The following is a 13,109-nucleotide window of genomic DNA, read 5'->3' as shown; positions in this document are numbered from 1 at the left end:
GTAGCTGCCGGGCAGCAATGCGCGCAATTGCGGACATTGCTTTACAATTCACGCGCATTCTAAAGCGGCCATTCCAAATATCATGCAGTTAATGACCGTGATGAGGGTTGCAACTCTTGTGCAGGGCATTCTGTTCTGGCGACTGAAATTCAGTCCCAAGGCGGACACACGATCCATTCTTTGCGCAGCATCTCGACAAATTTGCGGACTTTTGGCGAAACATGGCGGCGCGTTGGATATACAGCGGTTATAGGCATTTCCTCGCGACGTAATTCCTGTAGAAGAGGTACAAGGCGGCCCTGCTTGATGTCTTCGCCGACAAGGAATGCGCCCAACTGAACAATGCCTAGATTGTCAAGGGCTGCATCGCGGATAGCCTCGGTGTTATTCAGTTTCAAGTTCCCTTGGACCACAATATCTCGGATATTTCCATCTACCTGGTAACGCCAGGGTAATGATGCATTTGCATAGGTAAACACAATTTTTTTATGATTTTGAAGGTCCGCTATGTTTTGCGGAATTCCATGTTGTTTCAAATAGGCTGGCGTTGCACAGGTGATAAAATGGTGCGGTGCCAGAACCTGTCGGATTAACCCACTATCAGTCGGCCCACCAATACGAACTGCAATATCAATTCCATCGCTGACCAGATCGCAATAATCATCGGAGAAAGTAACATCCGCTTCAAGCTCCGGCCACTCTGCAAGATATCGCTGAAGAATGGGGAGAACGTGTAACCGACCGAACGCTGTTGGAATGTCGAGGCGAAGCCGCCCCTTGGGAATCTGATTGCGCTCAGCTAGCGTCGCCTCTGCATCATCAACCTCGCACAGAATGCGCAATGCATGCTCGTAAAACAGTCTGCCTTCCTCGGTCAGACTTACGCTCCGTGTTGTGCGATGGATTAGGCGAGTGGCAAGGTTTGTTTCAATCCTCGCGATGCTCTTTCCCACCGCCGATCGCGTGATACCTAATTTTTCAGCAGCCTGAGTGAAGCTTCCGGTATCCGCAACACGAACGAAAGCCAGCACATCTCCGAAATGATCAAGCATTGTTTCCAATTTGTCCCATCTGTTGCCGAATTCTGCGACTTTATCAATTCCTAAGATCTAGTAAAGGCTGCTCTCAGGTTTGGGGCGCTGTTAAGTCGCCTTACAATAGAGGGTAGCCACCATGCGAAAGAGTACAGATCCAAAACATACCAAAAGACATAGAGGTTGGGCATCCATCTGTGTTCTAGGTCTCACGACCTTTACAGTTGTGACAACAGAAATGCTGCCTGTCGGACTTTTGACGTCGATTGCAAGGACACTGGAAATATCGGTAGGAAACGCTGGACTGATAATCTCGGTTCCTGCATTCCTTGCGGCATTCTTTGCCCCTTTTGTTATCATTATGGGGGGAGACATCGATAGACGACACATTCTTGCTGGCCTGCTTATTCTGTTGACGGCAGCCAATATTGCTTCAGCCATTGCTCCATCATTCTACTTGCTCCTTGCAGCGCGCGTTGCTGTTGGTTTTTGTATAGGGGGCATTTGGGCGGTAGCCGGTGGGCTTGCACCAAGATTGGTGCCAACGCAATCAATCGGTACTGCGACCGCAATCATTTTCGGCGGGGTCGCAGCCGCATCTGTGATGGGGGTGCCGGTAGGTGCGCTAATCGGTGATGCCGCAGGTTGGCGATGGGCATTCGGTGTAATGGCAGGGTTCAGCGCAATCGTACTTGGTCTCAGCCTGTTCGTCCTGCCTGCTTTACCGATTAGTCAGACTATTGGAATTAGCCAGATCATTGGTGCGTTAAAGTGCCTGCCCGTTCAGCTTGGACTTATACTTACACTGTTGCTCGTCGCAGGACATTTTATGGCCTACACGTTCATCGGGCCAGTATTGCAGGCAATCTCAAAGGTGTTGCCCGAATGGATCGCTTCGCTGTTATTCCTCTACGGGGTAGCGGGAATTGCTGGAAATTTTCTGGCCGGCACATTTGCCGTTCAAAGACTGGCAACAACGCTCTGCGCAATTATCATTGGTCTTTTAATAGCAATTCTAGGGTTTGCAGTTCTGGGTGGGACACCTGCTTCGGGCGTCGGAATCCTTGTCTTATGGGGGCTTACCTATGGCGGAGTGTCCGTAACTTTACAGACATGGATGATGAAAGTAGCACCCTCTGCAATCGAGATTGCAACTGCGCTTTTCGTATCAGTTTTCAATATAGCCATCGCAACCGGATCGTTCATTGGCGGACAAATTGTCGACCGCACCGATCTTCATACAAACCTTCTCGTCGCCGCCACGTTACCCGCATTGGCGCTACTGCTCATACTCATTACGTCTCGGAGATACTGAATTGACCTATGACATTTTTGAACTCGGTGACATCCAGTTGCAATCAAAGCGGTGCATTCGTGACGCGAAGCTGGCTTACAAGACTTATGGCACCTTGAATGATGGACTTCCCCTTCAAAAGTGGAGGGCTTCTGTTAGATAAAACTGACAGGAGACTTAGAATTGAAGCAGCGCGAATTTACAGAAGATTTCAAACGGGAAGCCGTTCGTATTTTAACGACGAGTGGTCGAAGCATTTCATCGGTTGCGGACGACCTTGGCATTGGCAAATCAACACTTGACCGCTGGCGTCGCAATTTTGCTGAGAAGGATCTGCTTTCTGGTCCGCATGAGGACATGAGCGAGGAACTTGCCCGGCTTCGTAAGGAAAATGAACTCCTGCGACAGGAACGTGACCTACTAAAAAAAGCGACGGCCTTCTTCGCTCGGGAGACAAGTCGATGAAGTTTGCGTTCATCGACACGGAGAAGGCTCATATGTCTCTGTCACGGCTGTGCGCTTTCGCAGGCGTCAGTATCAGCGGTTATTATGCATGGAAGCATCGTTTGCCCAGTCGTCGTCAGCTCGACGATATGATCATCCTGGCGCATATTCGTAATCAGTTTGAGCTGTCACGTGAAACTTATGGCAGCCCTCGAATGCATGTCGAACTGAACGAAGAAGGTATTCGAGCAGGACGTCACCGCACGGCGCGACTGATGCGTGAAAACGGCCTTAAAGCCCGGCAGAAAACTCGCTTCAAACGCACGACCGACAGCAATCATGGTGAGCCCGTCGCTCCCAATCTTCTGGATCAGGACTTCACTTGTGATGGGCCTAATCAAAAATGGGGTGTCGATATCAGTTACATATGGACGGCAGAAGGCTGGCTATATCTGGCAATCGTTGTCGATCTTTATTCGCGTCGCATCATCGGCTGGGAAGCACGCGATAGGATGAAGAAGGATCTGGCGATCAGTGCTTTGAAGAAAGCCATTGCAATCCGTCAACCAAAGCCGGGGCTGATCCAGCACTCGGACAGAGGAAGCCAGTATGCCAGTTATGAGTATCGCAAAATCCTCACAGCTCACAAAATGCTTCCATCCATGAGCGGCAAAGGAAATTGCTATGACAATGCAATGGTGGAAACCGTCTTCAAAACGATCAAGTCGGAACTGATCTGGCGCACTGTGTTCTACACACGTAAGGATGCAATCAAAGCCATTGGCGAATACATTGACGGCTTCTATAATCCTGTGCGCAGACATTCTGCACTCGGATACAAATCACCGATGCAGTTCGAGATGATAAACCGTAAATTAGTGACAGAACCCCTCCACTAAATAAGGGCAAGTCCATTTTCGGCTCATCATAGCTTTATCAAAGGACGCAAAGATGAGACAGAAACCCGTTCCCCAAACGTCTTCTGCGGAGAAGACGATCAAAGATATCCGTCGTGCCACGCGTAAACATTATTCGGCCGAGGATAAAATCCGTATTGTTTTGGAAGGTCTGCGCGGGGAAGACAGTATTGCTGCGATCTGCCGTCGTGAGGGGATCGCCGAGAGCCTTTATTATAGCTGGTCGAAAGAATTCCTCGATGCAGGCAAGAAGCGCCTTGCAGGCGATACTGTCCGTTCGGCGACCAGTGACGAGGTTAAAGCACTGCGTCGTGAAAGCCGTGACTTGAAGGAGGCATTAGCCGACGTCACACTGGAAAACCGCCTGCTCAAAAAAAGCATGATCGGGGATGGGGGCGACGACGAATGAGATATCCCGCCACCGAAAAGCTTGAGATCATCCGGCTTGTGGAGCAGTCGCATTTGTCAGCCAGGCAGACGCTGGAAAAGCTGGGCATTCCAAGGCCAACCTTCTATCGATGGTATAGTCGGTTCCTTGCCCACGGTGTCGAAGGACTGGAAGAGCGGACGTCCGCAGCTTCGCGGGTGTGGAATCGTATCCCTGACGATATCCGGGATCGCATCATCGCACTGGCGCTCGATCATGCCGACCTGTCACCGCGTGAACTGGCGGTGAAGTTCACTGATACGGAAAGTTATTTTGTATCAGAGGCTTCGGTCTATCGCTTACTCAAGGCTCACGACCTGATCACGTCGCCAGCCTATATTGTCATCAAGGCCAATGACGAGTTCAAGGACAAGACCACGAGGCCGAACGAGATGTGGCAAACCGACTTCACCTACCTGAAGGTCATCGGCTGGGGATGGTTTTACCTATCGACCATCCTCGACGATTATTCCCGTTACATCATCGCCTGGAAGCTGTGCACCAGCATGAAGGTGGATGACGTCACCGATACACTCGATCTTGCATTGGCCGCCTCAGGCTGTGACAAGGTCAAGGTTGAGCACCGGCCGCGTCTGCTGTCGGACAACGGTTCGTGTTACGTCGCCTCCGATCTCGGCGAATGGCTGGAGAAATACAAGATCGACCAGGTTCACGGCGCTCCCGGCCACCCGCAGACGCAAGGGAAAATCGAACGCTGGCACCAGACGCTGAAGAACCGCATCCTGCTTGAAAACTACTTCTTCAAGGAGGACCTCGAAGCCCAGATTGCAGCCTTCGTCGAGCATTACAATCATCGCCGTTACCATGAGAGCCTCGACAATCTCACTCCCGCCGACGTCTACTTCGGACGCGCACAGACCATCCTGCTCGAACGCGAAAGGATCAAACGAGACACCATCAGAAAACGCCGCTTGAACCACCAGGCCAAAGCCGCTTAAATCAAACCCCAAACCGAGCCGGAAACTCCAATCTTCAAAAACACAAATAATCTCAAATCATTCGACGACGGACAAGTTTGGTATCTCAGTGTCCATAAGCTGTTGCACTTGATCTCGCGATAGATCGTCGACCGGTGGCGACCCATCAGTCGCTTTTGCCGCCATTTTTCCTATTGTATCCGCAAGCGTCCACCAAGGCCGAATGATGAATGGTATTTGGATTAGGCCGTCACTATGATCGGTGGAAAGAGATTCTGGCTCTAGCGTGCAATTGATGCAGACAGCCATGTTCTTGATATTCTGTCTGAAACGCGCCGAACCCCACAGCCGCCAGGCATTTCTTTTCAAAACTGATCAGATAGTTCCGTCAGCGACGCGGTGCTGTGACACACAAGTTGCGCAGCTACGTCAATCCGATACAAAACCTAGCGTCAGTTGCCGGAACAGCGTGCTCATAAAGGCCTGAATAATAAAATTGATAACTCACATCGCCTAAGCTGAAAACAGGAAAAAAATGATGAGGCGGTTTAAATCATCGCGTCAGGCGCAACGGTTCTTTTCGGACTACTATCATATCAACATGATATTCCGTCCTCGCCGCAACAATCTCATCACCATATCCAACCGTAATGCACGCACCGATTCATTTGCATTATAGCGTGAGTACATTACTACAATAGTCACTTGAAAACACAGACTCAAGCGACTTGAAGCCTTAATGAAACGACTTGGCAATGCCTTTGAGAATCTGCATCTCGAAACGCTAACAAATTTGCTACTTTCATTCGTCAAGTTGCGAGTAATCCAAAAGGCTCATGAGGAGTATTCAAGGGGGAGTTTAGGAGGAATCTATGAAAATCACGGCGTTGGAAACTGTGCGCGTGGCAGAACGCGCGAACCTGCTTTGGGTTCTTGTTCATACAGACGAGGGGATCACGGGGCTTGGCGAAACGTTTTTCGGTGCGAAAACTGTTGAAGCTTACATTCACGAGTATGTTGTACCCCGAGTTATTGGACAGGATCCTCTGGAAATCGACCGTTTGGCGTCCGATCTTGTGGGATATGTCGGCTTTCGTTCATCGGGCGCGGAAGTACGCGGTAACTCGGCTTTTGACATTGCGTTGTGGGACATTTTCGGCAAGGCAACCCACCAACCTATAGCTCAGCTTCTGGGTGGTTTTTCGCGACGCGAAATTCGAACATACAACACGTGTGCCGGCACAGAATATATCAAGAAGGCAACTGGCCAGACCACAGCTAATTATGGCCTTTCGACCGGTCGCGATTATGATGATCTGAATGGCTTTTTACACAGGGCAGATGAATTGGCCCACTCTCTTCTTGACGAGGGCATCACGGCTATGAAAATCTGGCCCTTTGATGCAGCTGCGGAAAAAACGCGCGGTCAATATATAGCATCGTCGGATATGATAGCAGCGCTTGAGCCTTTTGAAAAAATCCGCAAGGCCGTTGGTGACCGTATCGATATTATGGTGGAGTTCCACTCCATGTGGCAGCTTTTGCCCGCGATGCAGATCGCAAAAGCGCTGACGCCTTATGGCACTTTCTGGCATGAAGATCCGATCAAGATGGATAGTCTCTCCAGTCTCAAACGCTATGCAGAAGTCTCACCCGCTCCCATTTCCGCATCTGAAACACTTGCCTCCCGATGGGGCTTTCGTGACTATCTCGAAACGGGTGTCGCGGGAATTGTTATGCTCGATATCTCCTGGTGTGGAGGATTGTCTGAGGCCCGGAAAATAGCGTCAATGGCCGAAGCCTGGCATCTTCCTGTTGCGCCGCATGATTGTACTGGTCCAGTAGTGTTGTGTGCTTCGACCCATCTATCGCTTAATGCGCCGAACGCACTGGTGCAGGAGAGTGTCCGTGCCTTTTATCGGACCTGGTATCGCGATCTTGTCACGGCTTTGCCGGAGGTGAAGAACGGCATGATTACGGTGCCGCCCGGCCCGGGTCTTGGTATGGCATTAAACCCGGATCTTGACAAAGCATTCACGGTAAGTCGCCGGGTTTCAGATACAGCCTCGATATAAGGTCGAACAATTTAACTTACAGTCATGATCGGAGGCTCCATGTCTGCCACCACACAACCACACCACGGCGGTAGCGCCATGTCAGCAATCGCCGGACCGGCTATTATGCTTGTCGGCATGCTGATGTTTTCATTAAACGATGCAATGGGTAAATGGCTTGTAGCCAGTTACAGCGTTGGTCAGGTTATTCTCATTCGTAGTGTTGCGGCGCTTATAATTTTGGCACCCTTTCTTTGGCGGGCTGGGCTTCAACCCATTGTGAGAGCGGAAAAACCTTTGTTGCAAGCAGCACGTGTTTTCTTTTCGACCTTGGAGGTCTTTGCGTTCTACTATGCTGTGATGTATCTGCCGCTGGCTGATGTTATGACATATTGGTTGGCCGCACCGATCTATGTAGCAGCAGCTTCGCCTTTTCTGCTTGGCGAAAAAGTTGGCTGGCGTCGCTGGGCAGCCATTAGTATAGGCTTCGTGGGGGTAATTATCGCGCTTAATCCTTCCAGTGCCATGTTTACCACGCCCGCGATTATTTCGATTGTCGGTACGGTTGCCTTTGCTTTCATGATGGTCTCAGGCCGCAGCCTACGCGCCACACCGGACAAAACGCTGGTTTTCTTTCAATTAATAGGTGCGCTGATCGCAGGCTTCATTTTTGCGCCATTTGACTGGCGGCCGATGGAAACGTCTACCGATCTTGTACTCATGCTGCTTTTGGGAATCGTTGCTATGGCTGCGCATATGCTCGTTAATCGCGCATTGAAAATATCCGATGCGGCAACCGTCGCTCCGTTGCAATATACGCTTTTGTTATGGGCTGTGCTGTTTGGCTGGATGTTTTTCGGAGATGTTCCGAGAACAAGCATGATGATTGGCGCAGTGCTCATCGTGGGTTCAGGGTTGTTTATCTTCTTCCGCGAACAACGGGTAAAGCGGGAAGCCTGAAAGCGTATTCTTTATCTATCAAAAACCTCTCAATGAAAAACCCGCGGTGAACAAACGCCGCGGGTTTTATATTTGCATTGATGCTTAGGTTTACTTGCGCAGATCAGCGAGGATGCTCTGAACGCGGTCCACGATATCTGGGCCGATGTCAGCCTTATGCTTTTCGTAGATCACCTGAGACTTTTCGAGGATGCGGGCATGTTCTTCAGGCGTGATCGTGTTGAATTTTACGCCAGCCGCCTCGATTTTTGCCAGCGACTTCTTGTTGAGTTCGGCAATCACGCTGCGTTCGACATCGCGACCAACACTGGCACATTCCTTCAGAGCAGCCTGTTCTTCAGGAGAATAGGTATTGAAGATAGGCTTGGAGAACAAGAAAAGGAACGGTGTGTAGGCGTGTTTTGTTTCGGAAACATATTCTTGCACTTCATAAAATTTAGAGGTGTCGATTGTCACATAGGGATTTTCCTGTGCGTCAATAGCCTTTGTTTCCAGCGCAGAGAAAACTTCACCAAAGGCCATTGGAGTGGCATTGGCGCCAAAATTTTTGAATGTATCGAGGAAGATATTGTTCTGCATAACGCGAACTTTCATACCTTCAAGATCTTCCCATTTGTTGACTGGGCGCTTTGAGTTGGACAGGTTGCGGAAGCCGTTCTCCCAATAACCCAAATTAACCAGACCTGCCGCATCGAGCTTTTCATTCAGAAGATCGCCGAATTCACCATCCATCACGGTATAGGCTTCTTCAGCGTTGGCGAACAGAAACGGAAGATCGAAGACGCCGAGTGCTGGAACAATGCCGACCAAAGGCGAAGAGGACGTGACAACGGCTTCCTGTACGCCAGAACGCAGAGCCTGCGTTGCCTGAAGATCGCCGCCTAAAGCGCCACCCCAGAATGCGGTCAACTTCAGCTTTCCATCCGATTTTTCATCAAGACATGCCTGCATTGCCTTGATGCCGTCGCCGACTGGATGATCAGCATTGATGCCATTGGAGACGCGGATGTTGCGGCTCTTGAATTCAGCCTGTGCTGGTGCAATGGCAAAAGTTGCAACGGCAGAAACCAGTGCGGTTGTTGCGATTAGGAATTTTCTCATAAGTATCCTCCCAGAGTTATAGAAAGTAGAAGAAACCAGTGACTCAATAGAACCAGCTGGCAGGAACAAGAACGAGACTTGGGAACAGAACCAGAAGGAACAATACGCAAATCTCGGCAATCAAGAACGGAAAAACACCTGTTATGACACGACCGAGCGGCACGCGGCCAACGCCGGAGACGACGTTCAGCACAACACCAACCGGTGGTGTGAGAAGGCCGATAGATGTATTCATAATAAAGAGAACGCCGAAATAAACAGGGTCAATACCTGCTTTTTGGATAATCGGCATCAGAACCGGCGTTAAGATCAGGATCGTGGGTGTCAGATCAAGTGCTGTACCCACAACCAGAACCAGAAGCATGATCACGAAGAGCAACAAAGTCGGACGGTCGATCAGTGGTTCGATATAGTTGCTGATCTCAGCCGGAATATTCGCTGCTGTAATAAGCCATGCAGACACGAGAGCCGCGCAGACAAGGAACATAACAACAGACGTTGTTTTCGCGGCTCGAAGAAACACGTGACCAAGATCGGTTATCTTGAGTTCGCGGTAAATGAACATGCCCACGAAGAGGGCGTACATCGCTGCAACAACCGCCGCCTCAGTGGGCGTTACAATTCCGGCCCGGATGCCACCCAGAATGATGACGGGCATGCCAAGTGCCCATGCAGCGCGACCACTGGCTTTCAGGCGCTCTTTGCCTGAAACGCGAGGAAGAGTTTCGACTTTGTCCTTCCGGACAACCAACAGCCAGGTGATGATGAGAGAGATTCCCATCAAGACACCGGGGAAGATGCCTGCCATGAAAAGTTTTGTGATGGAGACATTGGCGGCGACACCGAAGACAATGAAGGCCATTGAAGGTGGAATAACCGGCGCAATAATGCCGCCTGCAGCAATAAGGCCGGCAGAGCGAGGAACATTATAACCCGCCTTGGCCATCATCGGAATGAGAATGGCAGCAAGTGCTGCAGTGTCGGCCGCCGCAGAGCCGGAAATAGACGCCATGATGATGGCCGCGAAAATGGCGACGATGCCCAATCCACCGCGAATATGACCAACGCAGGCAATTGCAAAATCAATGATCCGACGGGATAGGCCGCCTGAGTTCATCAACTCACCAGCGAGAATGAAGAAAGGGATCGCCAGCAGTGTGAATGTATCAGCACCTGCGATCATGTTCTGGGCAATAATCTGCGTATTGAACATGTCCATGTGCCACATCAGCGCGACACCACAGAGCATAAGTGCAAAAGCGACCGGTACGCCGATGGCCATAGCGCCGACGAGCGATCCAATGAATACGAGAAGAGTCATCAGGCACGCTCCGAGAGTTTTTCAATGCTAGTATGTTCACCCGCGAAGGCAGAAATTTCGTCTTCGGTGATGCGGCCCGTTAAAATGCGGAACAGTCTTTCAAGCGAAATCAGGAAAATGCCGGCGCCCGTGAACAACCCGATGCCGTAAACCCAGCCCATGGAAAGACCACTCACAGGCGCGACCATGGAGGAGTTGATAGGCAACTGCTGCCAAGTTCCCCAAAAGAGGACTGCCGAAACACCCATGATAACTAGATTGGAAACGCTCATGAGAACTATTCGACCGGTTCGCCCAAAGCGTTGTACGACCGTCTCAACGCCCATATGCAGGTTTTCACGGTGTGCAACGACGGCACCAATAAAGGTCAGCCACACAAAAAAGTATCGGGACATTTCATCGGAAATGGCAATGCCTGAATTCATGCCATAGCGAAAGACAACATTGATGAAAACCATCAGTGCCATGCTTGCCAGCGCCAAAATCATAAGCAGCGCCAGAAATCGGAAAAACAGATCAGTTAGCTTCTTGATCATGACATCATGCCTTTTGTATCCGGTGCAGAGACCCAGTCGAACAAAATTGCATTTTGCACATTGGCAGGCGAAACTCTGAGTGCACTCAGCGAATGCTTTGAATTCAAGCGACCCTCCTCCCCATAGCCTCCCTCCAATGGAAGCTACAATTATTTGTTTCCTGTCTCCGGCCAAGGGAAACATACGACTCAACATTTAGCGACAAACAGGTCGCTTGCTGGCCTTCTCCTCCACATGGAACAAGGCTATGCTCATTTTATAAGACAGCGGCCTCCAACACCGATGCTGCCTTATTGTCAGGATGTCTGACAACCGTGCCAACTGTTTTAGTTGGAGTTTGTTTCCCTGTCCAGAACTGAAATTACGTGTTCAGTGATCATCTGTTGCAGCTTAATTTTAAACGGTTGTCTGCATTATCAGCGGACCCGCAAAAAACAACGATAGGGATTGAGCGTCGCTCCGCGCTTCGCAGCAACACATGCAGGCAAACATTTCCAACATATTATGTACGCAAATTCCGCCCACATGCAGCGCGTCTGTGTATATTCTTCAGGTGCTTGTTTGAGAGTTCACAGGAAAGCTCAATTGACAGCCCGGATTCATCACGTGAGCCGGATCAATTGCAGTCTTGATCTTGCTCAGCAACTGCCTGCGAATATCAGGCAAGCGTTTTTCAAAATCTGGACGCTTCAAGCGACCAATCCCATGCTCTGCACTGATTGAGCCTTCATAACGTTCGAGCACATCATTGATGATGTTTTTGGCTGCATAAATGTAGGTGTCAGTCTCTTTGCGATCAAGCATCACAGGCGGCAGAACATTGAGATGAACATTGCCGTCGCCAACATGACCGTAAGACACGCAAATGCATTCTGGAAGAGAAGCATAAACGGCAGCTTCTGCGTCACGGACAAAATCGGCGAGGCGCGACAATGGCACAGAAACGTCTGTCCGCAGATGCGGGCCACGCTTGGCCTGGCCTTCATTCATTCCTTCGCGGAACAACCAAAGTTTACGGGATTGGTCATGCGAAGTTGCAATGACCCCGTCGACAACAAGACCATCCTGCATGACGTTTTCAAGAAAACGCTGCATGAGGTCTTCAATATCTATCAGGCCGGAGCCGGAAATTTCCACCAGTACATAGGCCGGGTAATTTCCGTCCATCGGCATGGCCAAATCCGGCATTGCTTCGCGTGCCAGAGTGAAGGCAAGAGGCGGCATGAACTCGAATGCCGAGATCAAGTCGCAACAATCATATCGTGCGCGGCGATAGAGCGCGATCGCATCATTAAGAGAATTCAGTCCGAGCAGCGCGGTCGTGACCTGTTCAGGATGCGGCATAAGCTTGACGGCAACGGCTGTAATGATGCCCAAAGTGCCCTCGGCACCGATGAACAGCTGCTTCAGGTCTATACCGCGGTTATCTTTGCGCAGCGTTGAAAGGCCATCGAAGATGGAGCCATCCGGTAGCACAACCTCCAGACCGAGGACGAGTTCACGCGTCATGCCATAGCGCAGCACATTAATGCCGCCTGCATTGGTGGACACATTTCCGCCAATGCGACAAGATCCCTGTGCGCCCAGCGCAAGTGGAAAGAACATTCCAGCCGCTTCAACCCTGTCCTTGAATTCCGACAGAATGCAGCCAGCCTCGACGACTGCCGAAAAATCATCGGCATCAATGCTGCGCACGTTTGTCATGCGCTCAAGGCTTAGAACAACCTGCGTTGCAGGGGAATCGGGTATTGCTCCAAGCACGAGACCGGTATTGCCGCCTTGCGGGACAATGGAAAGTCCACGCGCGCTCACCGCTTTTACGCATGCGGACACATCTTGTGTCGAACGCGGACGCAGCACCGCAACAGCACTGCTAATCACATCATCGTGCCAGTCGCGGCAAAAGCGATCCATATCGTCGCCGGAAAGAACAAGGTCTGCTCCCAATTGAGCGATCAGCGCCTGCACATGATCTGATGCGATGTCAGCGGCGCTTGTGGGTCTGATTTCCAGTTGCATGATTCCTCCAGCCTCCTGCCTGCCTTGTTCGATGATGCAGAGGGCAAATTCATTATTTTGGTTT

At 50.6% G+C, this 13,109-nt stretch carries 10 protein-coding genes; 5 read left to right on the top strand and 5 right to left on the bottom strand.

Annotated features, from left to right (window positions below; translation table 11 throughout):
• Positions 1 to 149: 149 nt before the first annotated feature.
• Positions 150 to 1,052, bottom strand: a complete 903-nt coding sequence (locus tag U2P60_RS19550; protein ID WP_413574024.1) for a LysR family transcriptional regulator — start codon at positions 1,050 to 1,052, stop codon at positions 150 to 152.
• Positions 1,053 to 1,173: 121 nt separating this feature from the next.
• Here U2P60_RS19550 and U2P60_RS19545 point away from each other — a divergent pair, with 121 nt between their 5' ends.
• The 5 genes from U2P60_RS19545 (at position 1,174) to U2P60_RS19525 (ending at position 8,068) form a co-directional block, all read left to right on the top strand.
• Positions 1,174 to 2,349, top strand: coding sequence for an MFS transporter (locus U2P60_RS19545; RefSeq protein ID WP_413574023.1), 1,176 nt, complete (start codon positions 1,174 to 1,176; stop codon positions 2,347 to 2,349).
• A gap of 162 nt (positions 2,350 to 2,511) precedes the next feature.
• A protein-coding gene (locus U2P60_RS19540) for an IS3 family transposase (RefSeq protein WP_413570911.1) occupies positions 2,512 to 3,671 on the top strand; the annotation gives its coding sequence in 2 pieces (ribosomal slippage) (positions 2,512 to 2,773 and positions 2,773 to 3,671; 1,161 coding nt in all).
• A 52-nt stretch (positions 3,672 to 3,723) separates the two neighbouring features.
• Positions 3,724 to 5,075, top strand: a protein-coding gene (locus U2P60_RS19535) for an IS3 family transposase (RefSeq protein ID WP_413574022.1) whose coding sequence is annotated in 2 segments (ribosomal slippage) — positions 3,724 to 4,060 and positions 4,060 to 5,075 — 1,353 coding nt in all. Because the reading frame shifts where the segments join, the coding sequence is not laid out codon by codon here.
• A gap of 851 nt (positions 5,076 to 5,926) precedes the next feature.
• Positions 5,927 to 7,129: a mandelate racemase/muconate lactonizing enzyme family protein gene (locus U2P60_RS19530; RefSeq protein ID WP_413574021.1), complete on the top strand. Its 1,203-nt coding sequence runs from the start codon at positions 5,927 to 5,929 to the stop codon at positions 7,127 to 7,129.
• 39 nt (positions 7,130 to 7,168) lie between these two features.
• Positions 7,169 to 8,068 (top strand): DMT family transporter, encoded by a 900-nt coding sequence (locus tag U2P60_RS19525; RefSeq protein WP_413574019.1) that lies wholly within the window; start codon positions 7,169 to 7,171, stop codon positions 8,066 to 8,068.
• A 90-nt stretch (positions 8,069 to 8,158) separates the two neighbouring features.
• Here U2P60_RS19525 and U2P60_RS19520 read toward each other — a convergent pair whose 3' ends face one another.
• The 4 genes from U2P60_RS19520 to U2P60_RS19505 all read right to left on the bottom strand — a co-directional run bounded on the left by U2P60_RS19520 (position 8,159) and on the right by U2P60_RS19505 (position 13,045).
• Positions 8,159 to 9,169 carry a TRAP transporter substrate-binding protein gene (locus U2P60_RS19520; RefSeq protein ID WP_265985923.1) on the bottom strand — a complete coding sequence of 337 codons (1,011 nt, stop codon included), beginning with the start codon at positions 9,167 to 9,169 and terminating at the stop codon, positions 8,159 to 8,161.
• Positions 9,170 to 9,212: 43 nt separating this feature from the next.
• Positions 9,213 to 10,490 carry a TRAP transporter large permease gene (locus U2P60_RS19515; RefSeq protein ID WP_413574017.1) on the bottom strand — a complete coding sequence of 426 codons (1,278 nt, stop codon included), beginning with the start codon at positions 10,488 to 10,490 and terminating at the stop codon, positions 9,213 to 9,215.
• Positions 10,490 to 11,026, bottom strand: coding sequence for a TRAP transporter small permease (locus U2P60_RS19510; RefSeq protein ID WP_413574015.1), 537 nt, complete (start codon positions 11,024 to 11,026; stop codon positions 10,490 to 10,492). Before U2P60_RS19510 ends, U2P60_RS19515 begins: the two co-directional genes overlap by 1 nt.
• Positions 11,027 to 11,575: 549 nt before the next feature.
• Complete coding sequence (locus tag U2P60_RS19505) at positions 11,576 to 13,045, bottom strand: FAD-binding oxidoreductase (protein ID WP_413574013.1); 1,470 nt, start codon at positions 13,043 to 13,045, stop codon at positions 11,576 to 11,578.
• Positions 13,046 to 13,109: the final 64 nt, after the last annotated feature.

The organism is Brucella sp. H1_1004, from assembly GCF_047308065.1.
GTDB lineage: Bacteria > Pseudomonadota > Alphaproteobacteria > Rhizobiales > Rhizobiaceae > Brucella > Brucella pseudogrignonensis_B.
The sequence above is the reverse complement of the archived record's forward strand: the minus strand, read 5'-3'. Positions and strand labels throughout refer to the sequence as shown.